Genomic DNA, 22,722 nt, shown 5'->3' on the forward strand with positions numbered 1-22,722 from the left:
CGATGCGGCGTTTGCTGGGCGCGCCGCTGGTTGTCATTTGCGGGCTGATCTGGGCGACAGCCGTTCAGGCCGATCCACCACGGCCCGCCAAAAAGAAGCTGATCGACCAGGTTTGCAACCTGATCGAGACGCATGCCGACCAGAACGGGCTGCCCCGGGATTTCTTTGCCCGGCTGATCTGGAAGGAAAGCCGTTTCGATCCCAATGCGGTCAGCCCCGTCGGCGCTGAGGGTATCGCCCAATTCATGCCGGGTACCGCCAAGATGCGCGGGCTCGCCAATTCCTTCGACATCGAACAGGCGATCCCGGCCTCGGCAAAATACCTCGCCGAAATGAAATCCGGTTTCGGCAATCTCGGCCTCGCCGCCGCAGCCTACAATGCCGGCGAGAGCCGGGTGACGCGCTGGCTGAATTCCGGCGGCTTCTTGCCGATGGAGACCGAAAGCTACGTTCTGGACGTCATGGGCGAGCCGGCCGACAACTTCACCAATACCGCCTACGCCGGCGTCATCCGGCCGCTCGACAAGAAGGCGAGTTTCGCTGCTGCTTGCCGCGAGCTGCCGGTGATCATGTCCAGAACCGTGCCGATGTCGTCGATCAACATCAAGCCGTGGGGCGTGCAGGTGGCCGGCAATTTCCGCCGCGCCGCGGCGCTCAACCAGTGGCTAAGAGTGAAAAGCCGGTTCCCGGCACTGCTTGCCGGCCACGATCCGGTGGTCAGCCGGGTCCGCACACCGATCGGCAGGCGCGGCATCTATGCCGTGCGGATCGGCGCCGATAGCAGAGCCAAGGCCGACACGATCTGCGACAAGCTGCAAAGCGTCGGCGGCGCCTGCATCGTGGTGCGCAACCGGTAAAGCCATATGTCGGTGCGTTTTGCGCCATTGCTGCCCATCTCGCTCCCCGTGGACACTTCGTCCTCGATACGTGAATCATATTTTCGGTGAACCGTTAGGCAGGTCTTGCATCGTCGTCGATGCGGGGTAAGGTCCCCGCGATTTTTCGCGAAAGGGATCAGCATGGCCGGCTTCAAGACACTGGACGACATCGGCAATATCAGCGGCAAGCGTGTGCTGGTGCGTGTCGACCTCAACGTTCCCGTCGCCGAGGGCAAGGTCACCGACGCCACCCGCATCGAGCGCATTGCGCCGACCATTGCCGAGCTCTCCGGCAAGGGCGCCAAGGTCATCCTGCTTGCCCATTTCGGCCGGCCGAAGGATGGACCGGCGGCGGAATTCTCGCTCGAGCCGATCGCCAAGGCGACGACGGACGTGCTCGGCCGTCCGGTTGGCTTTGCCTCCGACTGCATCGGTGACAAGGCGGCAAATGCCGTTGCTGCCATGAATAACGGCGACGTATTGCTGCTCGAGAACACCCGCTTCCATAAGGGCGAGGAGCAGAACGATCCGGCCTTCACCGAAAAGCTCGCCGCCAACGGCGACATTTTCGTCAACGACGCCTTCTCTGCTGCGCACCGCGCCCACTCGTCGACGGAAGGGTTGGCGCATGTGCAGCCTTCCTTCGCCGGCCGCACCATGCAGGCCGAGCTCGACGCGTTGGAAAAGGGTCTTGGAAATCCCGTCCGTCCGGTTGTCGCCATCGTCGGCGGCGCCAAGGTCTCGACCAAGATCGACCTGTTGATGAACCTGGTGAAGAAGGTCGACGCGCTGGTCATCGGCGGCGGCATGGCCAACACGTTTCTCGCGGCACGCGGCACCGATGTCGGGAAATCCTTGTGCGAGCGTGATCTCGCGACCACCGCCAAGCAGATCATGATCGAGGCGGCCGAGGCCGGCTGCGCCATCATCCTGCCCGCCGACGGCGTTGTCGCCAGGGAGTTCAAGGCCGGCGCCGCCAGCGAGACCGTCGCCATCGCAGACGTGCCGGCCGACGGCATGATCCTCGACGTCGGCGCAAAGACCGTGAAAACCATTGCCGAATGGATCGACCGCGCCGCGACGCTGGTCTGGAACGGGCCGCTCGGCGCCTTCGAGATCGAGCCATTCGACCACGCAACGGTGGCGACGGCCAGGCACGCGGCAGCGCGCACCAGGGCCGGCAGACTGGTCTCGGTCGCCGGCGGCGGCGATACGGTGGCGGCGCTCAACCATGCCGGCGTAGCCGACGACTTCACCTATGTCTCGACGGCTGGTGGCGCTTTCCTGGAGTGGATGGAAGGCAAGCCCTTGCCCGGCGTCGACATCTTGAAGCGCTGAGCGCGGCAGCAATAACAGCGCGAAAGAGGGCGCCCGCGACTTTCAATCGATTCGCGCCTACCCGGCGAAATTGTTCGACTTGAACCTGCGTTGCTCTGGTGGTCTGCTGGGCACGGATCAATTCTTTCAGGAGAAGCACGATGAGCGAACGTCTCGAGGACATTGCTGCCGCGATGGTGGCCAATGGCAAAGGCCTGCTGGCTGCCGACGAGAGCTCCGGCACCATCAAGAAGCGCTTCGACGTCATCGGTGTCGAGTCGACCGCCGACAGTCGCCGCGACTATCGCGAGATGATGTTCCGCGCCAGCGATGCAATGACCAAGTACATTTCCGGCGTCATCCTCTACGACGAGACCATTCACCAGAAGGCCGCCGACGGCACACCGCTGGTCGACATCATCAAGGCATCAGGCGCTCTCCCCGGTATCAAGGTCGATGCCGGCGCCAAGCCGCTGGCCGGCTTTCCCGGCGACACCATCACCGAAGGCCTGGACGGCCTGCGCGAACGCCTTGCCGACTATTACAAGCTCGGCGCCCGCTTTGCCAAATGGCGCGCGGTGATCGACATCGATGTTGCCAAGGGCGTGCCTTCCGCCACCTCGATCGGCTCGAACGCCCATGCGCTCGCCCGTTACGCCGCGCTTTGCCAGGAGGCCGGCATCGTGCCGATCGTCGAGCCGGAGGTGCTGATGGACGGCGCCCACGACATCGACATTTGCTACGAGATCAGCAAGGCGACACTGACAAAGTTGTACACCGAACTCTATGCGGCCCGCGTCGTGCTCGAAGGCACCATCCTGAAGCCGAACATGGTGCTGGCCGGCAAGAAATCAGGCAAGGTCAGCAGCCCCGACGAAGTCGCCGAAAAGACGATAAAACTGTTCCGCGAGACGGTACCGGCCGCGATCGGAGGCATTGCCTTCCTGTCGGGCGGACAATCGGACGAGCAAGCGACCGCCAACCTCAATGCCATCAACGCCATTGGCCCGCATCCGTGGAAGCTGACCTTCTCCTACGGCCGCGCCTTGCAGGCCGCTCCGCAGAAGGCCTGGAGCGGCAAGGCGGCGAATGTCGCCGCCGCCCAGGCTGCCTTCGCCCATCGCGCCCACATGAACCATCTGGCAGCGCTTGGACAATGGCAGCCGACGCTTGAGCAAGCCGCCTGACCGAAAACATCTTGCCTTTCTCCCGACCCGGGCCATGTGCCCGGGTTTGTTTGAAAGCAGCAAGGTCTGCAATTTCCTGCAACTAAAAATGCAGCTCTGTGTCGGCATTCCTCGCTGCCGATCGTCCTCCGTGAAAAGAGGAGCAGACCTATGCCAAACAACAAGACCGTATCGCAGGAAGACTGGTTTCAGGCGCACAAGGCGCATCTGGCGCGCGAAAAGGAATTGACGCGCTTTCGCGACCGCGTCGCCGCCGAACGCCGCGAATTGCCGTGGCTGAAGATCCGCAAGGACTATGTCTTCGAGACCGAGCAAGGGCCAAAGAAACTGCCCGACCTGTTCGGCGGCAACAGCCAGCTGATCGTCTACCATTTCATGTTCGGGCCGGGCGCCGATTATCGTTGCGAGGGCTGCTCGTTCCTTGCCGACCACATTGACGGTGCCAACCAGCATCTCAGGCACCACGACGTCTCGCTCGTGGTGGTGGCGCGGGCGCCGCTGGCCGAGCTTCTGCCCTACAAGCAGCGCATGGGCTGGAAATTCGACTGGGTGTCGTCGTACGCTTCGGACTTCAACTTCGACATGCAGGTGTCATTCACCGACAAGCAGATCGCGGCCGGCGACACGACCTACAATTTCGAGCGGCGCGCGCGGCAATCGAAGGATCTTCCCGGCACCAGCGTGTTCTATCGCGACGAGAAAGGCGACATCTTCCTGACTTTTATCTCGCGCTCCAGAGGCGGCGATCCGCTGATCGGCGCCTATCACTATCTCGACCTGACGCCGAAGGGTCGCAACGAAACCGGTCCCCACCATAGCCTGGTGGACTGGGTGCGGCTGCACGACGAATATGCGGATACGCCCGAGATGCAGGACAGCTGCTGCCATTGACGACGGGCGGTCACCCAAGGTCTTTCGCCTTCGGCCCGACATGCGCTAAGTGCTGTTCGCTATGCCCTAAAAGGGACTTGCCATGCGGCGCTTTCCGACCCTTCTCACCTGGCTCGCCTTTCCGGTTTATGTCTGGCAAGGACTTGGCGTGCGTCGCCGCACCGCCCGCATGCTGCCGGCACAAGGTCCGGTCATGCACGAGATATCTGGCCTGGCGCCAGCAATCTCGGTTCTGGTGCTTGGCGATTCCTCCGCCGCCTCGGTCGGCATCGGCAATTCCGAAAACGGATTGGCCGCGCAACTGGCAGTTCTGATTGCGCAACGCACCGGCCGCACCGTGCGCTGGCGGGCGGCCGGCTTCAACTCGGCAACCTCTGGCCAGATCCGCGATCATGTGCTGCCCAATCTATCGGCCGATCCGTGGACGCATATCGTGCTGGCCGTCGGTACCAACGACACCAAGAATTTTCATTCGGTACCGCGCTTCAAGCGCGAGTTTGGCGGCCTGCTCTACGCGCTGCGCGCCAAATGGCCGGAAGCGCGCGTGGTGTGGTCGCCGGTGCTGGAGTTCACCCGGGCTCCGGCAATGCCGCCATTGCTCGGCAAGATCCTCGAAATCCGCGCCGTCGAGGTGAACCGGATGGGCGAGCGCCTTTGCCTCGAACGCGGCGCCATACCGGCGCCCCGGCTGCCGATCACGGATGCCGATGCCGGCTTCGCATCGGATGGATTTCACGCTTCGGAAGCCGGCTACCGAGCCTGGGCGGAACATCTGGTCAGCCTGGTGCTCGCCAACGAACCGGGCGTCGCGTAGCGGGCCGCCCGCACTAAAGCGCGTCGCATTCGATTGGCCTCATCCGACGCGCTTCAGGTTCTTGTTTTTATGCATGTCGTTGTCGCAAAACCGCTGCACACTTTTGCGCGACATGCATTACGTCCAGTGCCCGAGCACCGCCGTAATCGAAATCGCCGCCATCGCCAGCAGCGCCAGCTTCCAGAAATCGCTGCGCCGCTTCAGCCCGGGCCAGCCGAGCGGCTTGATGAGCTGGATGACCATCATGAAGATGATGACGAGCGCGAGAAGTTTCGACATGCAGCCTTTGATCAGCATCGCGGCTGGCTGTCAAAGCGGCTCCGGGATCGCCGGCTTCCACTGCGGCAAGCCTCTTTTCAGCACTGCCTTGTCACTTCGATGGATAAATCGGAACGCCGGTCATGAGAGCCGCACCCTCCTGACAGACTGCTGTCAGCAGGGGTGTGCGATAGTGCCTGCATCGAAAGAGAGGAGACCAGCCATGAACGGTATTACCATTCTGCGTAGCGTGCAGCACTATGTCGGCAAGATCCGGACGATCCGCAATGAGATCCGCACCCAGCGATTCATGAACACCCTGCCGGCGGACATCCGCAAGGATATTGGTTGGCCGGACATGTATGGCGACCGCCGCAATGGCGGCAATTGAGGCAAGCTTTCTGCGTGGCGTTTGGATGCGACCTGGCGACGAGCTGAAATGGGCATGCTGAAGCCTCCTGACAGTATGGTGTCAGGAGGCTCGTGCCATAGTGCGATGGCCGCCGGAGCCGGATGGCCGAGAGGACGATCGATGAAAAGCTGGAACGACAGGCTGAACACGCCTGGCATCAACGGCATAAGACCGTCGCCACGCACCATCGGCGACGTCATCGAAGGCCAGCCGATGCTGGTTCCTACAGCTCGCCAGGTCCATGCATTCATCCGCTCCATCCCCGAAGGCATGGACATGAATGTCCGCGCTTTGCGCATCGCTCTCGCCATCGAGCACGGTGCCGAGATGACATGTCCGGTCACCATCGGCTATCATCTGCGCACCGTCGCCGAGGCCGCCAACGAGGATCTTGAGCGTGGTATGGCGCTGGGCGATGTTGCGCCGTTCTGGCGGGTGGTCGACGCAAGCACGCCGACAACGAAGAAACTGTCCTTCGGCGCGGCCTTCGTCGCCGCGCAGCGCAAGCGCGAAGGGCTGGAACGATAGACGCCGAGGGACCATACGATGCGCCGCGCCGACAGGCTCTTCCAGATCGTGCAGCATCTGCGTGGTGGTCGTCTGGTCACCGCCCAGAAGCTGGGCACGTGGCTCGAGGTTTCCGAGCGGACGATCTATCGCGACATCGCCGATCTGCAGTCGACCGGCGTGCCGATCGACGGCGAGGCCGGTGTCGGCTACATGATGAGGGAGGGTTTCGACCTTCCGCCGCTGATGTTCACGCGTGACGAGATCGTCGCGCTGGTCGCCGGCGCCCGCATGGTGCGCGCCTTTGGCGGCGCGGCCATGGCGCGAGCCGCCGACGAGGCGCTGGTCAAGATAGGCGCCGTGTTGCCCGACGCCGAAAAGGACCGCATCGCCCGTACCGAGATCCACACGCCGATGTGGGTGGTAAGCGATGCCGCCCGCGAAGCCATCGACCTGATCGAGCGGTCCATCGAGAAACGTCAGGTGCTGACCATCGACTATTCGGATGAGGCCGGCCGCAGCACCGCGCGCGACATCCGCCCGCTCGGCCTGTGGTTCTGGGGCAAGGTGTGGACCTTGGTCGCCTGGTGTGAGATGCGCGGCGATTTCCGCGCCTTCCGCATCGACCGCATCGCCACGGTGGTCATCGCCGGCCGCACCTTCAAGCCGGAGCGCGGCAAGCAGCTCGCCGATTTCTATCGAGCGGTGGAGCGCAGCGAGGATTACGGCATGGCGCCGGACCGGGCGGCGCGAAGCTGACACGGAAGATCACAAAAAAGCCCGCTTGAAAGCGGGCTTTTAGTTTTGGATGCCAGACCTATTCCTCTTCGTCGGCGTCCTTGTCCTTCGACTTCAGCGCCGAAAGCTTGGCGAAGACGGCGTTGGCGTCAAGTTCGCGGTCCTCGTCCTTCGGCTTTTCGGGCGCCGGCACCAGCCGTTCGGTCAAGGCGGCCGGCAGCAGCGTATCGCCGACCGGCTGCGCCTGCTCGCGGCCGCGCGAGGCGCGGTTGATTTCCATATCGAGGTCGATCTGCGACGTCAGGCCGAGCGTCACCGGATCCATCGGCTGGAGATTGGCGGAGTTCCAGTGCTTTCTGTCGCGGATCTGGTCGATCGTCGACTTCGTTGTGCCGACAAGGCGGGCAATCTGCGCATCCTTGAGCTCGGGATGGTTGCGCACCAGCCAGAGGATGGCGTTGGGCCGGTCCTGGCGCTTCGACAGCGGCGTGTAGCGCGGACCCTTGCGTTTGGATTCCGGCACCCGCACCTTGGGATCGGAGAGCTTCAGCCGGTGGTTGGCGTCCTTCTCGGCGCGCGCGATCTCGTCGCGAGTGAGCTGGCCGGTCATGATCGGGTCCATGCCCTTGATGCCTTGCGCCGACTCGCCGTCGGCGATCGCCTTGACCTCAAGCGGATGCAGTCCGCAGAACTGCGCAATCTGCTCGAAGGAAAGCGCTGTGTTGTCAACCAGCCAGACGGCGGTCGCCTTTGGCATCAGCAGCGTATTGGCCATTACAAAAATCCTTCTCGTTCGCCCGCGTTCCCGCGCGGGCGGTGGTTTAGAGCCACCAAAATGGGAAAATCGCGGTCTATATAACCGCTCGCTCGCCGTTTCGCAATGTTTTTGGCAGGCGCGCGTCAAGGACGGCACGGCAGCGCGACCAGCAGACCGCGAAGGGTCGGCAGATGACGCCATGCAGTCGAAACCTTCAAAAAGACAAAGCCCGCCAGACCAAGGTCGGGCGGGCTCGGAACCGGCGACGGAATCCGTCTGCTGCGGCTCTGGCTTCTAAAGCTTGATCCCGAACCGCGGCTCGGCGTTGCCGAAAAGCGGCGCCCGGTCTTCGAGCGGGATCGTGCTCGAGATCAAAGCCCTTTGCGGGCGATTCTCTCGATGTCGCCGCGGTTGATGCCGAGGTCGTTGAGCTGACGAGCATTCAGCCGGTTTAGTTCGCGCACGGTTTCGTTGTACATGCGCCAGTTACGGAAAGCGCGGATCGGGTTCATTATAGTCCTCCATCGTTTTGATGCCGCGTAAATAGGCATCGGCGATGAAAAATTGAACAGACGCTTTTGCATGGCCGCAATGCGTTTGTTGCATTGCACCATTAAGCTTTCGTTCAGCCTGTTTGCGGGCCGTCAGGCGACATCGAGCACAATCTTGCCGATGTGCTCACCCTCCTCCATCCGCTCATGCGCCCGCCACGCTTCCTTGAGCGGGAAGATCGTATCCATCACCGGCGCAACCTTGCGCGTGCCGAGCAGCGGCCAAACCTGCGCCTCGAGCGCAGCCGCAACTGCCGCCTTGAACTCCACGGTGCGTGGCCTGAGCAGCGATCCTGTGTGCACGAGCCGCTTGGCCATGATCTTGAAGAAATCGGCGCTCGCCACTGCCCCGCCCTGCGTCGCGATCTGGACGATGCGGCCTTCCATGGCTGCAGCCTCATAGTTTCGCGCCACATAGTCGCCGCCGACCATGTCGAGGATGACATTGGCACCCTTGCCGCCGGTTGCCTCCTTGACTGCGGCGACGAAGTCCTCCTCGCGATAGTTGATCGCCCGGTCGGCGCCGAGCTTGAGGCAGGCGTCGCATTTCTCCTTGCTGCCGGCGGTGGTGACGACATAGGCGCCGAAAGCGGCAGCAAGCTGGATCGCCGTGGTGCCGATACCCGACGAGCCGCCATGCACGAGCAGTGTCTCGCCGCTCTTCAGGCCGCCGCGCTCGAAGACATTGTGCCAAACAGTGAAGTAGTTTTCCGGCAGCGCCGCCGCTTCGGTGTAGGTAAAGCCGGCGGGCAGCGGCAGCACGCTGCCGGCGTGCACTCTGACATATTCGGCATAGCCGCCGCCCGCCGTCAGCGCACAGACCCGGTCGCCGACGCGCCAGCGCGATATCTCGTCACCAAGGGCAGCGACTTCGCCTGCCGCCTCCAGCCCCGGCAGATCCGACGCTCCCGGCGGTGGCGGATAGGCGCCCTTGCGCTGTTGCACGTCCGGCCGGTTGACGCCGGCGGCCCGCACCCGGATCAGGATCTCGCCGGAACCGGGAACCGGTACGTCGCGGGTTTCCGGTTTCAGCACTCGCGGCCCGCCCGGTTCCGATATGGCGATCGCCATCATCTTCGCCGGAATTTTCTGTGCGTTCGCCATGAATTTTCCCGTCGTGCTCCGCCGGTTTCTCGTGCCAGCTCTTGCCCGCCATTTGCATCCATACCCTTGCCCTATGTATGCTCATTGGCAAATCAGGCAAATGGGCAATCACGGAGGAGCGACGATGGCGATCTTCGACGACGAACCCAAGAAGAAAGCGCGCCCGCACGAGATCGGGCAGGATCTGTCGCTGCTTTCCGTCGATGAATTGTCCGAACGGATCGGCATCCTGCGCGACGAGATCGCCCGGCTGGAAGCCGAGCTCAAGACCAAGGGCTCGACCAAGTCGGCGGCAGAGGCGCTGTTTCGCCGCGGGTAGTTACTGCGGGCAATTCCAAAAGCTCGGGCACGCCGCCGAAAAGCCCGAATGCCGCTGTCTCCAGACTTGTGCCCTAAACCCCAGCCGGATTGAAAAATGTTCGCAAGCTACAGACCGATCCTCTCGCTGCTGCGCGGCACCGCGTTCCTGTTGGCGGCATCTGGACTGCACGGTCTGCTATTGCCGCTGCGCGGCCAGGTGGAGGGCTTCTCGACGGCATCGCTCGGCCTGATGGGCACGGCTTGGGCCGGCGGCTTCGTCACCGGCTGCTTCTTTGCGCCACGCATCGTGCGCCGCGCCGGTCATGTCAGGGCTTTCGGCGCCTTTGCCGCATCGGGAGCGATCGTCGCATTGCTCACCGGCCTGATCATCGACGAATATACCTGGATCCTGCTGCGCGCCTTCACCGGCTTCACCATGGCCGGCGCCTTCATGGTCATCGAAAGCTGGCTCAACGAGAAGGCCACCAACGAAAACCGCGGCACCGTCTTCGGCCTCTACATGATGGTCACCTATGCCTCGATCATGGGCGGTCAGATGATCGTTGCCGGCGGCGATGTGAGATCGGCGTCGCTGTTCATGATCACCGGCATTCTGTTCTGCCTGTCGCTGATCCCGACAGCGGTCTCGACGGCGTCTCACCCCAAGCCGCTGCAGGACGTGTCGCTTGACGTCAAGGGGCTCTACGTCAATTCGCCGGTGTCGGCGATCGCTTGCGTGCTGATCGGCATCGCCAACGGCGCCTGGGGTACACTTGGTGCCGTCTATGGAGCGCGCATCGGCATCTCGACAGCCGAGATCGCGCTGATGATGAGCCTCGTGGTCATCGCCGGCGCCGCCATGCAGCTTCCGGCCGGGCGGCTCTCCGACATGACGGACCGTCGTTTCGTGCTGGCGGGCGCGGCCTGCGGCGCTGCGCTGTTTGCCATCGCCATCTTCCTGTTCGAACCGCGCTCCGGCGTCTTCGTCATCGTCTGCACCGCCGCCTACGGCGCCTTCGCCTACACGCTCTATTCGATCGCGGTGGCGCATGCCAATGACCATGCGCGATCGGAGGACTTCGTCAAAGTGTCGGGCGGCCTGCTGCTGCTTTATGGCTTCGGCACGATGATCGGTCCGCTGGTGGCCGCCGGCCTGATGGGCTGGATGCGCCCTGAGGGGCTGTTCCTAGCCACTGCGCTCGCGCATCTCAGCCTGGCTGGCTATACGCTGCTGCGCATCAGCCGTCGCGCGCCGGTGCCGATCGAAGGCCGCGATGCCTTCAAGACCCAGCCCGCCGATCGCTCGGTGACGCCGGAAGCGTTGCGGCTCGACCCGCGTAGAAAAGCTGAAGCCGACAGTTGAGATTCGAGGCGCTTTGCCCCACAAATAAGGCATGATGCTTTCCGACGCCTTCATGGCGATTGCCGATCCCAACCGGCGCCATCTCTTGGAAGAGCTCCGGCGCGGACCGAAGACCGTCAACGAATTGGCATCCGGCTTGCCGGTGTCCCGCCCGGCCGTTTCGCAGCACCTGAAGGTGCTGCTTGATGCGGGGTTGGTCAACGCCAAGCCGGAAGGCACCAGGCGCGTCTATACGGTCAGCAATGCCGGCTTCCTGAAGCTCAACATCTGGCTTGACCAGTTCTGGGATGCGGAGCAGCTCGGTTCACCCGGAAGCTGAGAGGCATCGTCAGCGCGTCGAGCAACTAGGCAGCATCGGGCCTAGAGCAATTCCAGGAAAAGTGTGAAACGGTTTTCCGTCCGGAAGAGATAGAGCGGTTCGGCGTTTCCGTGAAACGATGAACCACTCTAGCCATTGTTGTAGGGGAAGAGCTTGAGATACGGCTGTGCTTCCTCGATCACACGGGCAACCGAGGGGCGTTGCAGCAACCGGTCGTGATAGCGCCTGACCGCAGGATATTCGTCTCCGAAAGGCTCGACCTTGTTGGCGTAGAACAGCGCGGGGGCGGCAGCGCAGTCGGCCATGGTGAAGCTCGCACCCACCGCCCATGTCCTCGACCGCATGTCCTGTTCAATGATGGCGTAGGAGCTGCGCAGCTGGGCGCGGGCCTGCTCGACGCCGAACGGATCGGTCTTGCCCTCCGGCCGCAGCCGGTCGCCAACGATCTTCTGCATCGGTTCCTGGACGTAGAAGTCATAGAAGCGGTCGGCGAGCCGCGTCTGGCGAGCGAGATCGAGATCGGCGGGGATCAGTTCGACCGGCCCAGGATAATACGCGTTGAGATATTCGATGACGATCGTCGATTCCGGCACGGTCCGGTCAAGCGCTTCATCGCGCAGCACCGGCATCTTGCCGAGCGGCCACAATTTCAGAAACGCCGCGCGCGATTGTTCATTGCCGAGATCGACAACGACCGATGTGAATGGCGTGCCGTTCTCATAGAGCGCGATCAGCGGCTTCCAGCAGAAGGAGGCCAGTGGATGAAGGTGCATAATCAGGGACATTGTTGTCGTTCCTCAGGGGGTTCGTCTCGCGGAAATTCGATGTCGAGGTCGGCTCGGTACTATTTGGCCTGGCTGTGGGTGACGATGGCATCGATGATCGCGGCCCAGTCGTCGGGATGCAGCTCGTGGCCGCCGCCCTCGATCCGGAGCAGCCTTGCACCGGCGACCGCGTCGGCAAGAGCGGCGCCATGCTCGACTGGAAAGATGGGATCGTCGGTGCCGTGGATAACGAGGAGCGGGATTTTCATGTTGGGCAGCCGACCCGTCCAGTGCTCGCCGCTCCCATCTTCGCCACTCTTGAGCATGAAATGATTGGTCGCACTTAGAAAACCGCCGGACCGGTCATAATCCTGTTCGACGAAAGCCCGTGTTCGCTGCTCGTCGAAAGAGTGCGCCGCACCGGTGAGCGCATGCGCGTCCTTGACGATGAAATCGACCGCTTGGCCCCGGTCCGCCCAGTCGACCTTGGCGCCTTCGGCCGAATATTTCCTATAGGCCTCAGTGGTTCCGGGCAAATGCGACGTATCGATGCCCAAGGGCGAGCTGCTGATCACCGTCAGCGAAGTGACACGCGACGGGTATTTCAACGCAACGAGCTGCGCGATCATGCCGCCCATCGACATGCCGACCACGTGCGCCTTTCGGATTCCCTGGTCGTCAAGGACGCGGACGGCATCGTCCGCCATGTCGTCGAATGTATAAGGCGGCTCGCCCGGCGCGTATTTGGTCGAACGGCCGGTATCGCGATTGTCATAGCGGATCACGAAGCGACCCTCGCCGGCCAGCTTCCGGCAAAACGCTTCGGGCCACCAAAGCATGGAAGCCATCGCGCCCATGATCAACAACACCGCAGGATGGGCCGGATCGCCGAACGTCTGGGATGCGATTTCGGGGTGTTCGGCGTTTTTCATGGCTTTCCTCCCTGGGCTTCCAATCCGATTGCATTTTGCAATCAGTTGCACGATATTAAAACCGATACGATAATGCAACCGGTTTTGGAGATTCGCATGAACATCGATCGTCGGTCCGGATGCCCCATCAACCTGTCGCTCGAAGTGTTCGGTGACCGGTGGAGCCTGATCATCCTTCGCGACATCATCTTCGGCGGCAGACGCCACTTTCGCGAACTGCTCAACGGCTCGGTGGAGGGCATCGCCTCCAACATCCTCGCCGACCGGCTGAAGAGGCTGAAGGAGCTCGGCATGCTGACCAAGGCGGACGATCCCTCCCATAAGCAAAAAGCGATCTACAGCCTGACCGAAATGGCGATTACGCTGGTGCCGATCCTGGCGCATCTCGGCGCCTGGGGTCGCGTCTGGCTGCCGGTCAGCGAAGAGCTCTCTATCCGTGCCGAGCTTCTGGAAAAAGGCGGCCCGCCGATGTGGGATAAGTTCATGAACGAGTTGCGCCACGAGCATCTGGGTGCGTCTCCCGCCCCATCTGGACCCACCGTCCGCGAGACTTTGCAGGCCGGGTACGATGCGGTCGTCGCCCGCAAGGCGGCGCGAGTCGGTTGCGACCCGGCGCCATGACCAACTTATTTTCCCAATTGCGGGCTGGCTCTGCTATCAAGGGACTGAAGATAATTTACGGATTGGATAACGCTCTTGGTCGAGAACTCTAAGGACACTGCCCGTGCGCGGGCCGATTTGCGTTTCAAGAAACAGGAAGAGGCAGCCACGGTTCGCCAGAAGGCGATGGCGGAATATGTCGCCGAGAGCGACGCTCGCCAAGCCAAGACCAACAAGCTGCGGGCGCTGCGCCTCGCCAAGGAAGCGGAAGACCTGGCCAATGCGCCTCCGGCCCCGGTGAAGAAGCCTCGCGCCAAGAAGAAATAGGCCGGCGCTCCCAGAATCCATGCTTCCTTCCGCACGTGAAACAGTTCACTCGGAGTCTGTTCTGACGGCTGATAACTGGCGCGTTCAGGAGACGGCCATGACCGCACTGACGCTCGACAAAGCCCTTGAAATCATCGCCGCCGCCTTTGCCAAGGGTGCCTAGCTCAAGCTCAGGCCGCTTGGCGTCTCGGTGCTCGACGCCGGCGCCCATCTGGTCGCGTTCCAGCGTCAGGACGGCGCCTCGTTCCTGCGTCCGCAAATGTCGGCCGGCAAGGCCTATGGCGCGCTCGCTATCGGCATGGGCCCGCGCCGGGTGGAAGCTTTCGCCAAGGAGCGCCCGCATCTGATCGCCGACATCTCCGACGTGTCGGGCGCGCGCGTCCTGCCGGTCGTCGGCGGCGTGCTGATCCGTGACAACGCCGGCACGATCATCGGCGCCATCGGTATTTCCGGCGACACGTCCGACAATGATGAAACGGCAGCCATCGCCGGTGTCGAGGCGGCTGGCTTCTCCGCTGACCCGGGCTGAGTCGGGATCCTTAACTCATATTGATGTCGCGGGTGGCCGACCGCATCGACACCGAAAAGCCGGCCAGCACGTCGATCAGCGCTATGACCATCAGTGTGAAGAAAACGGAATGGGCGGCGCCCTTCACCAGCAGGAACTCGACCAGATAGGCGACAAAGACGAAGGTCGACAAAAGATGGTCCATGATCGAGGCATTTGTCGTGCGCGTCGACTTCACCACTTCGACGAACAAGAAGATCAGTGCGATCAGCACGATGAGGTCGCCGAGGGTCATCGAGAACACGCCACCCGACATCATCCGGACCGAAAACATTTCGGTGGCCCACGGATCGTCGCCGCTGCCGAATATTCCCAGAAGCCCGAGATTGTAGAGGATGAAAGGCACGATCAGCAGCGGGATGGCACCGAACATGTGGCGGCTCCGGTTGGACTGATCTTTGTAGAGTGCGCCCGGCGTTCGCCGTCAAGAATTTTCGTGCGGCCGATAAACACGGACAAAGACGGCGTGAAACAACAATGTCAGGCCCGGCTGATACGATCAGTTGTCGCAAACGCAAAAAGACCGGCCAATGGCCGGTCGCTTCGCAACCCAATAAACCGTCGAAAGCTCTATCAGCTTTCCTTCGGCTCCAGAACCTGGCGACCGCGATACATGCCGGTCTTCAGGTCGATATGGTGCGGACGGCGCATCTCGCCGGAGTTCTTGTCCTCGACATAGGTCGGGGCCTTCAGTGCGTCGGCAGAACGGCGCATGCCGCGCTTCGACGGAGAGGTTTTTCGTTTCGGAACGGCCATGGATATGCTCCACTACATGGTCAAAACGCCCCGGCGGCCCTCGTGAAAGGGCCACATCAGGGGCCGGAATCTGAGAAAGTCGGGTGCCTATACACGCCCGACGGCGTTTTGGCCAGCGTCGCCGTGTTTTTTTTTGACACTATCGCAGGCAACCGACATAGGCGCCGGCGCGGCCGGCGCGCCGTTCGATCAACGCGGCAAGCCGCCTCAGTCCCGGCCCGGGCTTCGCCGGATTGCGCACGATCGGATTCGGCAAGGTGACGGCAAGCAGCGCTGCCTGCCGGCGCGACAGCTGTTTTGCCGAGACGCCGAAATGATGCTGGGCGGCGGCCTCGATACCGTAGATGCCCGGTCCCCATTCGGCGATGTTGAGGTAGATCTCCATGATCCGCCGTTTCGACAGCACCGCATCGAAATAGACGGCCAGCGGCAGTTCCACGACCTTACGGACCGAGCCCAACGGCCGCGACCATAGATAAAGATTCTTTACCGTCTGCATGGTGATGGTCGAGGCGCCACGTGTCATCTCGCCGGCGAGCGCATCGTCGACGACGCCGCGCAACTCGCCCAGATCGACGCCGCGATGGAAACAGAACTGCCCGTCCTCCGACATGATGACCGAATATGCCAGCACCGGCGCGACATCGTCGATGGAAACCCAGCGCCGATCGTAGCCAGAAAACGTCGCCAGGTCCTTCAGCATCAATGTCGACACCGGATGCACGAATGTCGGCAGGTACAGGAAGGTCAGCACCACCGGCACCAGCGCCAGCACGACGGCGACGGCGATGCCGCGCCGGACCCAGCGTTGAAGACCGATGCGGCTGCCGCGTCTCGGTCTCGCCATGTCCAACCCTTCGGTTTCGTGATCGACGATCGGTTCCGCCAAGCCACCCAGTCCGCGCTACTCCCTGCCCCCGGCATAATGGCGCTTGGCTTCTTGCGCAACGTCTGAGTGTCGGCTACCGCTCCCGACCATGACGAAAGACGACCAAATGGCGTTCGAAGCTGCACTTATTGCCCGGGCAGTTCCGCTCGAGGCGCTGCTGAGGCGGTTGCTCGACGGACGGACGCTTTCGGGCGAGGTCGCGCGGCCCGAACGCCTGATGGCGGCAATGCGACATGGCGTGCTGAACGGCGGCAAACGACTGCGTCCCTTCCTGGTCATGGAAAGTGCTGCACTGTTTTCAGCCGACGGCGAGGCGGCGCTGCGCGTCGCGGCGGCGCTCGAATGCGTGCACTGCTATTCGCTCATCCATGACGATCTACCGGCCATGGACGACGACGATTTGCGCCGCGGCCAGCCGACCGTGCACAGGGCTTTCGATGAGGCGACCGCCATTCTTGCGGGCGACGCCTTGCTGACACTTGCCTTCGACATCCTTGCTGACGAGGCGACAATGCTGCCGGCCGAGCGCAGGGCAACGCTGGTGCTGGCACTGGCCCGCGCCGCCGGGGCGGGAAGCATGGTCGGCGGCCAGATGCTCGATCTCGAAGCCGAACAAAGCCGGCCGGACGAGGCCGGCATCATCCGGCTTCAGGCGATGAAAACCGGTGCGCTGATCCGCTTTGCCTGCGAAGCGGGCGCTATCCTTGCCGGCGCGCCGTCGGGCGACCGCGAGAGGCTGGCCGAGTTCGGCTCGGCGATCGGGCTTGCCTTTCAGCTTGCCGACGATCTGCTCGACCTGACCGCCGACGCGCATCAGATGGGCAAGGCGACCGGCAAGGATGCCGCGGCCGGCAAGGCGACGCTGGTCGCGCTGCACGGACCGGACTGGGCGCGGGGCCAGCTCCATGGCCTCGTTGACCAGGCTCATGCGTTGCTCGAACCTTTTGGCGAGCAAGCTGCGCTTCTGAAACAAGCGGCGCAGTTCGTAGCGGCCCGCAACAATTAAGCGCGCCCCTATAGCGCGCCGGAGAATTGGCGACTGATCGGCCGAACGTCCTCGCAACCGGCCGATCGGGATCATTTCCGGCGATGTCGGAACACATGGACGCGCCACACCAGTTGCTGAGCCATTCTTCAGCCTCGCGGCAGGGTTCCGCGGCTCGGGTGGACAGCGGTCAGCCTTCGCCAGTTGTCTTTTCCACCACGGGCTGCGGAACCGTTTCCATCTCGGCCGCCGCCTCGACCGCCCGCGCCTTGGCCGGCTTGCGCCGGTTGCGGATGAAGGCGGCGATGCGGTCGCGGATTTCGCCGGCACTGAGAAACACAGGAACGCGCGCCACCGGCGCGGTCGGCTCAAAGGACAGGCCAAGGCCGGTGATCCTGCCCTTGTCGTCGACGTCGCGGACGATCAGCTCGATCGGACCGAGCAGCACGCGGTCGGCATATTCGGCGTGGCCGCCGAGCCGCGTAGTGACCAGGTCACCAATGCTGAGCTTGCGTTCCGCTTCGGTCAGGCCCGGCGCGTAGGCGGTTTCCAGTTCCTCGGCGGGGCGTGACGGATCGACGGCGAAGGCGCCGAAGAAATCCGCGTCCTCGGGATCGACCACGGCACGGCTGGCGAACAGCTTGTCGAGCAGGCGCGGATAGCGGTCCGGCACGAAGATGTAGACATGGTCGCCGGCCGCGAGCCGGCCCATATCCTGGAAGCGCATCGAGCGTCCGTCGCGCAGCACCAGCGACGGCCGCGCCCAGCGCGGAATGCGTTCGCCGCGCGCCACCGGGCTGCCAGGTGACACGCGGTAGGCGAGAAGCTCATGATGGGCGGAGCCCGGCAGTTCCAATTCGACCTTGTCGAGCGGTCCCAGGCGGGCCGGCACGATAAGGCCGAGACGGCGCGCCAGCGGCCCGACGGTCCATCCCTGGATGATCAGCGAGACCAGCACGATGATGAAGGCAGTGTTGAAGATGAGGCGGCCGTTCTCGAGACCGCCGAGCAGCGGCGTGATGGCAAGCAGGATCGACACGGCACCACGCAGGCCAACCCACGAGACGAAGGCGACTTCCGGGCGTGGCAGACGGAACGGCACCAGGCAGAGCCAGACGGCGATTGGCCGTGCCACAAATACCAGGAACAGGCCGAGCAGCACTGCCGGCACCAGGATCGCCGGAAATTGTGAAGGCGTCGCGAACAGGCCGAGGATCAGGAACATGATGATCTGCGCCAGCCACGACATGCCGTCCTGGAAGCGCTTGAGGATGGTCACGGCCCGGATATCGGAATTGCCGGCAATCAGGCCTGCGAGATAGACCGCCAGGAAGCCGGAGCCGCCGACGGCACCGGCGGCAGCGAACACCATAAGCGACAGCGTCAGCACGAAGATCGGCAGCAGGCCGTGATCGAGATTGAGGCGATCGACAAGGCGCACAATGGCCATGCCGCCGAGAATGCCGATGACCGCGCCGAGCCCCATGTTGACAAGGAAGCCGACGGCAAGATCGGTGACCAGCACCTTGGCCTCGGGGTGGGTATTGGCGGCGATGACCTCGACCAGCGTGATGGTCAGGAAGATGGCGATCGGGTCATTTGTGCCGGATTCCACCTCGAGCGTGGACCGCACGCGCTCGCGCAAATTGATCTCGCCGGCGCGCAGCAGGAAGAACACCGCCGCGGCGTCGGTCGAGGCGACGGCGGCACCGAGCAGGAAGGATTCCAGCCAGGTCAGGTCGAGCAGATAATAGGCGGCGGCGCCGAAGAGCCCGGTGGTCAAAAGGACGCCGAATGTGGCCAGCGACAGCGCCGGGCCGGCCGCCTGCCGCAAGGCGTTGAGCGGCGTGCCGAAGCCGGAATCGAAAAGGATGACCGCCAGCGCCAATGAGCCGGCAAAATAGGCAACTCGGGCATTGTCGAAATGGATGCCGAGACCGTCGGTTCCGGTGGCGAGGCCGATGCAGAGAAACAGCAGCAGGAGAGGGGCGCCGAAACGGAAGGCGATCAGGCTTGAAAACGCGGCGGCAACGACAAGTGCTGCGCCAACGAGCGTCACAAGATAGATACCATGCTCCATTCGTTGGTCGCCCCTAGTCGATATGCTACGGCATCACGGGAGAGTGGGGCGAAGACATGGCCGCTGCAAGGCAGCAGCGTGGCTTTTTGCCCCACGCTGCCGATCGTCGAAAGTTTTGGCACCCCCGAGCAGCGGAGCGTGCCTCGGCGGTTCGTGCTGCAATGAAAAACGCCCGGACGGAGCCGGGCGCCTCCAAGTCGAGAAGCTGGCTCTGCGATCAGGCGATGGTCTTGCCGAAGGCGACGGCGGTATCGCCCATGCGGTTGGAAAAGCCCCACTCATTGTCGTACCACGACAGCACCGAAACGAAGTTGCCGTCCATGACCTTGGTCTGGTCGAGCGCCACGATCGAGGAATGCGGATCATGGTTGAAGTCGATCGAAACATTGGGGTGACGGGTAACGGCGAGGATGCCCTTCAGCTTGCCGTTCGAGGCGGCGATCACCGCGTCATTGATCTCCTGGACGGTGGTCGGCCGCTTGGCGATAAACTTGAAATCGACGAGCGAGACGTTCGGGGTCGGCACGCGGATGGAGATGCCGTCGAGCTTGCCCTTGAGTTCGGGCAGTACCAGGCCGATGGCCTTGGCAGCACCGGTCGAGGTCGGAATCTGCGACAGCGCGGCGGCGCGGGCGCGGTAGAGGTCCTTGTGCATGGTGTCCAGCGTCGGCTGGTCGCCGGTGTAGGAATGGATCGTCGTCATCATGCCCTTCTCGATGCCGACCGCCTCATTCAGCACGGCCGCCAGCGGCGCCAGGCAGTTGGTGGTGCAGGAGGCGTTTGAGATGACGATGTGGTCCTTGGTCAGCTTGTCGTGATTGATGCCATAGACGACGGTGAGATCGGCGCCTTCCGCCGGAGCGGAGACGAGAACGCGCTTGGCACCGGCGGTCAGATGGGCGACGGCCTTGTCGCGGGCGGTGAAGATACCGGTGCATTCGAGCGCGATGTCGATGCCAAGCTCCTTCCAGGGCAGTTGCGTCGGATCCTTGATCGCGGTGACCTTGAATTTCTCCTTGCCGACGATGATCTGGTCGCCGTCAACCGTCACCTCATGCGGAAAGCGGCCATGCACGCTGTCGAAGCGCAGCAGATGCGCGTTGGTCTCGACCGGGCCGAGATCGTTGACCGCGACGACGTCGATATCCTTGCGGCCGGATTCATGGATGGCGCGCAGGATGTTGCGGCCGATGCGGCCGAATCCGTTGATGGCAACTCTGACGGTCATTGTTCTCTCCCTGGGAGTTGGAGGCCGAAGATCAAGTCCGCAGCTTCATAACGGCGGACGGGCAAAGAATCCAGCCGCCGAGGCGTGGATTTAAATCGATTAGTGCTCCACCGCCCGGCAAAACCGCTATGCCAGCCTTTGCCGGGCGGGGCTCACTTTCATTTGCCATGCAGACGGGCTTCCGCCGCCTTCACCGTTGCCTCGGCTGTGATGCCGAAATGCGGGTAGAGCTGTTCGATGGTGCCGGAGGCGCCGAAGCCGGTCATGCCGACAAAGATGCCGTCGGTGCCGATGAAGTGATCCCAGCCCTGACGGATGCCGGCTTCGATGGCAATCTTGAGCGGCGCATTGCCGATCGTCCTGCTGCGATAGTCGGCGCTCTGCTTGTCGAACAATTCGAAACACGGCACCGAGACGACGCGGGTCGCGTGGCCGTGCTTTTCCAAGGCCTCGCGGGCGGCCAGCGCGATCTCGATCTCGGAGCCCGAAGCGAAGATCGTCACCGCCGCCTCGCCACTGGCGGCGGCAAGTTCATAGGCGCCGCGGCTGGAGAGGTTTTCCGCAACGAAGTCGTTGCGTACCGTCGGCAGGTTCTGCCGGGTCAGCGCCAATGTCGAAGGCGTCTTTTCCGACTCAATGGCCAACTGCCAGCATTCCGCGGTTTCCACCGCGTCGGCGGGGCGGAAGACATTGTGGTTCGGAATGGCGCGAAGTGCTGCCAGATGCTCGACCGGCTGATGGGTCGGGCCGTCTTCGCCAAGGCCGATGGAATCATGGGTCATGACGAAGATCGAGCGGATGCCCATCAACGAAGCAAGCCGCATCGCCGGACGGGCATAGTCGGAAAAGCACATGAAAGTGCCGCCGTAGGCGATAATGCCGCCATGCAATGTCAGCCCGTTGAGCGCGGCCGCCATGCCGTGCTCGCGAACGCCGTAATGAACGTAGCGCTGGCCGTAATCGTCGGCGGTGATGTTCTTGGTCTGGCTGGTCTTGGTGTTGTTGGAGCCGGTCAAATCGGCCGAGCCGCCGATGGTTTCGGGCACGGCGCCGTTGATGACCTCCAGCGCCATTTCCGATGACTTACGGGTGGCGACCTTCGGCTTGTCGGCGGCGAGCTTCTTCTTGTAATCGCCAATGACGGCGTCGAAGTTGGCCGGCAGCGTGCCACTGATGCGGCGTTCGAACTCGCTGCGCAATTTGGCATCAGCCTTGGCAAGGCGGCTTTCCCAGTCGGTGCGCGCCTTGACGCCTGTCCGCCCGGCGGTACGCCATGCGTCGAGGATATCGGCCGGAACCTCGAAGGGCGGATAATCCCAGCCGAAGAATTTTCTGGCGCCAGCGATTTCCTCGGCGCCGAGCGGCGAGCCATGCGCCTTGTTGGTGCCGGCCTTGGTCGGCGCGCCGAAGCCGATGGTCGTCTTGCAGGCGATCATCGTCGGCTTGTCGGAGTGGCGGGCCGCTTCGATGGCATAGGCGATCGCTTCCGGGTCCTGGCCGTCGATATGGCTGGCATTCCAGCCGGACGCCTGGAAGCGGGCGACCTGATCGGTGTTATCGGCGAGCGACACCGGGCCATCGATCGAGATGTTGTTGTTGTCCCAGAAGACGATCAGCTTGTTCAGTTTCAGATGCCCGGCAAGCGCGATGGCTTCCTGGGATACGCCTTCCATCAGGCAGCCGTCGCCGGCCAGCACATAGGTGTAGTGGTCGACGAGATCTTTGCCGAAAGCGGCATTCATGATGCGCTCGCCGAGCGCGAAGCCGACCGAATTGGCAAGGCCCTGGCCGAGTGGGCCGGTCGTCGTCTCAATGCCCGCGGCATGGCCGTATTCCGGGTGGCCCGCCGTCCTCGACCCCAATTGGCGGAACTGCTTGATCTGGTCGATGGTGATGTCTTCGTAGCCGGTCAGATAGAGCAGCGAGTAAAGCAGCATCGATCCGTGGCCGGCCGACAGGATAAAGCGGTCGCGGTCCGGCCAATGCGGGTTTTTCGGATCGTATTTGAGAAAGCGGGTGAACAGCACCGTGGCGATGTCGGCGCAGCCCATGGGCAGTCCGGGGTGGCCGGAATTTGCCTTCTCGACGGCGTCCATGGCGAGAAAACGGATCGCATTGGCCATCCGGTCATGTTGTTCGCGCGAGGTCATGCTTCCTCCAAAATGGGGGTTTGGGCCTTGGGAAAGCCCTTGAAAAG

At 63.0% G+C, this 22,722-nt stretch carries 26 protein-coding genes and 1 pseudogene; 15 read left to right on the plus strand and 12 right to left on the minus strand.

Going from position 1 to position 22,722, the window contains the following annotated elements; genetic code table 11:
• Positions 1-2: 2 nt before the first annotated feature.
• From NKH99_RS14500 to NKH99_RS14520, 5 genes are all read left to right on the plus strand, one after another.
• Complete coding sequence (locus NKH99_RS14500) at positions 3-857, plus strand: transglycosylase SLT domain-containing protein (RefSeq protein ID WP_353014438.1); 855 nt, start codon at positions 3-5, stop codon at positions 855-857.
• Positions 858-1,019: 162 nt separating this feature from the next.
• On the plus strand, positions 1,020-2,216 hold the full coding sequence (locus NKH99_RS14505) for a phosphoglycerate kinase (RefSeq protein WP_353014439.1): 1,197 nt from the start codon (positions 1,020-1,022) through the stop codon (positions 2,214-2,216).
• 140 nt (positions 2,217-2,356) lie between these two features.
• Entirely contained in the window at positions 2,357-3,382 is a 1,026-nt protein-coding gene (locus tag NKH99_RS14510) for a class I fructose-bisphosphate aldolase (protein ID WP_353014440.1), read from the plus strand.
• A gap of 150 nt (positions 3,383-3,532) precedes the next feature.
• Positions 3,533-4,273 (plus strand): DUF899 domain-containing protein, encoded by a 741-nt coding sequence (locus tag NKH99_RS14515; protein WP_352574799.1) that lies wholly within the window; start codon positions 3,533-3,535, stop codon positions 4,271-4,273.
• Between the two features lie 82 nt (positions 4,274-4,355).
• A complete protein-coding gene (locus NKH99_RS14520; RefSeq protein ID WP_352767667.1) occupies positions 4,356-5,087 on the plus strand; it encodes an SGNH/GDSL hydrolase family protein in 732 nt (243 codons plus the stop codon).
• A 117-nt stretch (positions 5,088-5,204) separates the two neighbouring features.
• Here NKH99_RS14520 and NKH99_RS14525 read toward each other — a convergent pair whose 3' ends face one another.
• Positions 5,205-5,366: a hypothetical protein gene (locus NKH99_RS14525; RefSeq protein ID WP_352540257.1), complete on the minus strand. Its 162-nt coding sequence runs from the start codon at positions 5,364-5,366 to the stop codon at positions 5,205-5,207.
• A gap of 202 nt (positions 5,367-5,568) precedes the next feature.
• On the opposite strand from NKH99_RS14525, the gene NKH99_RS14530 reads away from it, so the two are divergent.
• From NKH99_RS14530 to NKH99_RS14540, 3 genes are all read left to right on the plus strand, one after another.
• Complete coding sequence (locus tag NKH99_RS14530) at positions 5,569-5,736, plus strand: hypothetical protein (protein ID WP_023678489.1); 168 nt, start codon at positions 5,569-5,571, stop codon at positions 5,734-5,736.
• Positions 5,737-5,877: 141 nt separating this feature from the next.
• Positions 5,878-6,285 carry a hypothetical protein gene (locus NKH99_RS14535; RefSeq protein WP_353014441.1) on the plus strand — a complete coding sequence of 136 codons (408 nt, stop codon included), beginning with the start codon at positions 5,878-5,880 and terminating at the stop codon, positions 6,283-6,285.
• Positions 6,286-6,303: 18 nt separating this feature from the next.
• Positions 6,304-7,023, plus strand: coding sequence for a helix-turn-helix transcriptional regulator (locus NKH99_RS14540; protein ID WP_352767669.1), 720 nt, complete (start codon positions 6,304-6,306; stop codon positions 7,021-7,023).
• A gap of 58 nt (positions 7,024-7,081) precedes the next feature.
• Here NKH99_RS14540 and NKH99_RS14545 read toward each other — a convergent pair whose 3' ends face one another.
• From NKH99_RS14545 to NKH99_RS14555, 3 genes are all read right to left on the minus strand, one after another.
• The gene (locus NKH99_RS14545) at positions 7,082-7,777 is read right to left on the minus strand and encodes a DUF1013 domain-containing protein (RefSeq protein WP_023678492.1); all 696 of its coding nucleotides are present in this window, start codon (positions 7,775-7,777) and stop codon (positions 7,082-7,084) included.
• Positions 7,778-8,130: 353 nt separating this feature from the next.
• Positions 8,131-8,271 carry a DUF1127 domain-containing protein gene (locus NKH99_RS14550; protein ID WP_023678493.1) on the minus strand — a complete coding sequence of 47 codons (141 nt, stop codon included), beginning with the start codon at positions 8,269-8,271 and terminating at the stop codon, positions 8,131-8,133.
• A 132-nt stretch (positions 8,272-8,403) separates the two neighbouring features.
• Positions 8,404-9,414 (minus strand): NAD(P)H-quinone oxidoreductase, encoded by a 1,011-nt coding sequence (locus NKH99_RS14555; protein ID WP_352471150.1) that lies wholly within the window; start codon positions 9,412-9,414, stop codon positions 8,404-8,406.
• Between the two features lie 124 nt (positions 9,415-9,538).
• On the opposite strand from NKH99_RS14555, the gene NKH99_RS14560 reads away from it, so the two are divergent.
• The 3 genes from NKH99_RS14560 to NKH99_RS14570 all read left to right on the plus strand — a co-directional run bounded on the left by NKH99_RS14560 (position 9,539) and on the right by NKH99_RS14570 (position 11,396).
• Positions 9,539-9,733 (plus strand): DUF1192 domain-containing protein, encoded by a 195-nt coding sequence (locus NKH99_RS14560; protein ID WP_023678495.1) that lies wholly within the window; start codon positions 9,539-9,541, stop codon positions 9,731-9,733.
• 96 nt (positions 9,734-9,829) lie between these two features.
• The gene (locus NKH99_RS14565) at positions 9,830-11,077 is read left to right on the plus strand and encodes an MFS transporter (protein WP_352471149.1); all 1,248 of its coding nucleotides are present in this window, start codon (positions 9,830-9,832) and stop codon (positions 11,075-11,077) included.
• Positions 11,078-11,108: 31 nt separating this feature from the next.
• Positions 11,109-11,396, plus strand: a complete 288-nt coding sequence (locus tag NKH99_RS14570) for an ArsR/SmtB family transcription factor (RefSeq protein ID WP_023678497.1) — start codon at positions 11,109-11,111, stop codon at positions 11,394-11,396.
• A gap of 128 nt (positions 11,397-11,524) precedes the next feature.
• On the opposite strand, the gene NKH99_RS14575 is transcribed toward NKH99_RS14570, so the two are convergent.
• Complete coding sequence (locus NKH99_RS14575) at positions 11,525-12,181, minus strand: glutathione S-transferase family protein (protein ID WP_352540253.1); 657 nt, start codon at positions 12,179-12,181, stop codon at positions 11,525-11,527.
• Between the two features lie 59 nt (positions 12,182-12,240).
• Positions 12,241-13,092, minus strand: coding sequence for an alpha/beta fold hydrolase (locus NKH99_RS14580; protein WP_353014442.1), 852 nt, complete (start codon positions 13,090-13,092; stop codon positions 12,241-12,243).
• Positions 13,093-13,188: 96 nt separating this feature from the next.
• Between NKH99_RS14580 and NKH99_RS14585 the strand changes: the two genes are divergently transcribed.
• The 3 genes and pseudogenes from NKH99_RS14585 (at position 13,189) to NKH99_RS14595 (ending at position 14,548) form a co-directional block, all read left to right on the plus strand.
• Positions 13,189-13,713, plus strand: a complete 525-nt coding sequence (locus tag NKH99_RS14585) for a winged helix-turn-helix transcriptional regulator (protein ID WP_353014443.1) — start codon at positions 13,189-13,191, stop codon at positions 13,711-13,713.
• A gap of 75 nt (positions 13,714-13,788) precedes the next feature.
• On the plus strand, positions 13,789-14,019 hold the full coding sequence (locus NKH99_RS14590) for a hypothetical protein (RefSeq protein ID WP_023678501.1): 231 nt from the start codon (positions 13,789-13,791) through the stop codon (positions 14,017-14,019).
• Positions 14,020-14,116: 97 nt separating this feature from the next.
• Positions 14,117-14,548 (plus strand): annotated as a pseudogene (locus tag NKH99_RS14595) (GlcG/HbpS family heme-binding protein).
• A 10-nt stretch (positions 14,549-14,558) separates the two neighbouring features.
• On the opposite strand, the gene NKH99_RS14600 reads toward NKH99_RS14595, so the two are convergent.
• The 3 genes from NKH99_RS14600 to NKH99_RS14610 form a co-directional block, all read right to left on the minus strand.
• Entirely contained in the window at positions 14,559-14,960 is a 402-nt protein-coding gene (locus tag NKH99_RS14600; RefSeq protein WP_023678503.1) for a hypothetical protein, read from the minus strand.
• Between the two features lie 200 nt (positions 14,961-15,160).
• Positions 15,161-15,343, minus strand: a complete 183-nt coding sequence (rpmF, locus tag NKH99_RS14605; protein WP_006203806.1) for a 50S ribosomal protein L32 — start codon at positions 15,341-15,343, stop codon at positions 15,161-15,163.
• A gap of 139 nt (positions 15,344-15,482) precedes the next feature.
• Positions 15,483-16,241, minus strand: coding sequence for a biosynthetic peptidoglycan transglycosylase (locus NKH99_RS14610; RefSeq protein ID WP_031212144.1), 759 nt, complete (start codon positions 16,239-16,241; stop codon positions 15,483-15,485).
• Positions 16,242-16,320: 79 nt separating this feature from the next.
• On the opposite strand from NKH99_RS14610, the gene NKH99_RS14615 reads away from it, so the two are divergent.
• Positions 16,321-17,238 (plus strand): polyprenyl synthetase family protein, encoded by a 918-nt coding sequence (locus NKH99_RS14615; protein ID WP_352457948.1) that lies wholly within the window; start codon positions 16,321-16,323, stop codon positions 17,236-17,238.
• Positions 17,239-17,407: 169 nt separating this feature from the next.
• On the opposite strand, the gene NKH99_RS14620 is transcribed toward NKH99_RS14615, so the two are convergent.
• From NKH99_RS14620 to tkt, 3 genes are all read right to left on the minus strand, one after another.
• A complete protein-coding gene (locus NKH99_RS14620) occupies positions 17,408-19,297 on the minus strand; it encodes a potassium/proton antiporter (RefSeq protein ID WP_353014444.1) in 1,890 nt (629 codons plus the stop codon).
• A gap of 217 nt (positions 19,298-19,514) precedes the next feature.
• Entirely contained in the window at positions 19,515-20,525 is a 1,011-nt protein-coding gene (gap, locus tag NKH99_RS14625) for a type I glyceraldehyde-3-phosphate dehydrogenase (protein ID WP_023678507.1), read from the minus strand.
• Between the two features lie 158 nt (positions 20,526-20,683).
• Positions 20,684-22,675, minus strand: coding sequence for a transketolase (gene tkt, locus NKH99_RS14630; RefSeq protein WP_353014445.1), 1,992 nt, complete (start codon positions 22,673-22,675; stop codon positions 20,684-20,686).
• Positions 22,676-22,722 lie beyond the last annotated feature (47 nt).

Source organism: Mesorhizobium sp. M0854 (assembly GCF_040319815.1).
GTDB lineage: Bacteria > Pseudomonadota > Alphaproteobacteria > Rhizobiales > Rhizobiaceae > Mesorhizobium.

What these genes read in the sequence shown, in the direction of transcription:
- NKH99_RS14500 (WP_353014438.1), top strand. Translation starts at nt 3, where the DNA reads ATGCGGCGTTTGCTGGGCGCGCCGCTGGTTGTCATTTGCGGGCTGATC.
- NKH99_RS14505 (WP_353014439.1), top strand. Translation starts at nt 1,020, where the DNA reads ATGGCCGGCTTCAAGACACTGGACGACATCGGCAATATCAGCGGCAAG.
- NKH99_RS14510 (WP_353014440.1), top strand. Translation starts at nt 2,357, where the DNA reads ATGAGCGAACGTCTCGAGGACATTGCTGCCGCGATGGTGGCCAATGGC.
- NKH99_RS14515 (WP_352574799.1), top strand. Translation starts at nt 3,533, where the DNA reads ATGCCAAACAACAAGACCGTATCGCAGGAAGACTGGTTTCAGGCGCAC.
- NKH99_RS14520 (WP_352767667.1), top strand. Translation starts at nt 4,356, where the DNA reads ATGCGGCGCTTTCCGACCCTTCTCACCTGGCTCGCCTTTCCGGTTTAT.
- NKH99_RS14525 (WP_352540257.1), bottom strand. Translation starts at nt 5,366, where the DNA reads ATGTCGAAACTTCTCGCGCTCGTCATCATCTTCATGATGGTCATCCAG.
- NKH99_RS14530 (WP_023678489.1), top strand. Translation starts at nt 5,569, where the DNA reads ATGAACGGTATTACCATTCTGCGTAGCGTGCAGCACTATGTCGGCAAG.
- NKH99_RS14535 (WP_353014441.1), top strand. Translation starts at nt 5,878, where the DNA reads ATGAAAAGCTGGAACGACAGGCTGAACACGCCTGGCATCAACGGCATA.
- NKH99_RS14540 (WP_352767669.1), top strand. Translation starts at nt 6,304, where the DNA reads ATGCGCCGCGCCGACAGGCTCTTCCAGATCGTGCAGCATCTGCGTGGT.
- NKH99_RS14545 (WP_023678492.1), bottom strand. Translation starts at nt 7,777, where the DNA reads ATGGCCAATACGCTGCTGATGCCAAAGGCGACCGCCGTCTGGCTGGTT.
- NKH99_RS14550 (WP_023678493.1), bottom strand. Translation starts at nt 8,271, where the DNA reads ATGAACCCGATCCGCGCTTTCCGTAACTGGCGCATGTACAACGAAACC.
- NKH99_RS14555 (WP_352471150.1), bottom strand. Translation starts at nt 9,414, where the DNA reads ATGGCGAACGCACAGAAAATTCCGGCGAAGATGATGGCGATCGCCATA.
- NKH99_RS14560 (WP_023678495.1), top strand. Translation starts at nt 9,539, where the DNA reads ATGGCGATCTTCGACGACGAACCCAAGAAGAAAGCGCGCCCGCACGAG.
- NKH99_RS14565 (WP_352471149.1), top strand. Translation starts at nt 9,830, where the DNA reads ATGTTCGCAAGCTACAGACCGATCCTCTCGCTGCTGCGCGGCACCGCG.
- NKH99_RS14570 (WP_023678497.1), top strand. Translation starts at nt 11,109, where the DNA reads ATGATGCTTTCCGACGCCTTCATGGCGATTGCCGATCCCAACCGGCGC.
- NKH99_RS14575 (WP_352540253.1), bottom strand. Translation starts at nt 12,181, where the DNA reads ATGTCCCTGATTATGCACCTTCATCCACTGGCCTCCTTCTGCTGGAAG.
- NKH99_RS14580 (WP_353014442.1), bottom strand. Translation starts at nt 13,092, where the DNA reads ATGAAAAACGCCGAACACCCCGAAATCGCATCCCAGACGTTCGGCGAT.
- NKH99_RS14585 (WP_353014443.1), top strand. Translation starts at nt 13,189, where the DNA reads ATGAACATCGATCGTCGGTCCGGATGCCCCATCAACCTGTCGCTCGAA.
- NKH99_RS14600 (WP_023678503.1), bottom strand. Translation starts at nt 14,960, where the DNA reads ATGTTCGGTGCCATCCCGCTGCTGATCGTGCCTTTCATCCTCTACAAT.
- rpmF (WP_006203806.1), bottom strand. Translation starts at nt 15,343, where the DNA reads ATGGCCGTTCCGAAACGAAAAACCTCTCCGTCGAAGCGCGGCATGCGC.
- NKH99_RS14615 (WP_352457948.1), top strand. Translation starts at nt 16,321, where the DNA reads ATGACGAAAGACGACCAAATGGCGTTCGAAGCTGCACTTATTGCCCGG.
- NKH99_RS14620 (WP_353014444.1), bottom strand. Translation starts at nt 19,297, where the DNA reads ATGGAGCATGGTATCTATCTTGTGACGCTCGTTGGCGCAGCACTTGTC.
- gap (WP_023678507.1), bottom strand. Translation starts at nt 20,525, where the DNA reads ATGACCGTCAGAGTTGCCATCAACGGATTCGGCCGCATCGGCCGCAAC.
- tkt (WP_353014445.1), bottom strand. Translation starts at nt 22,675, where the DNA reads ATGACCTCGCGCGAACAACATGACCGGATGGCCAATGCGATCCGTTTT.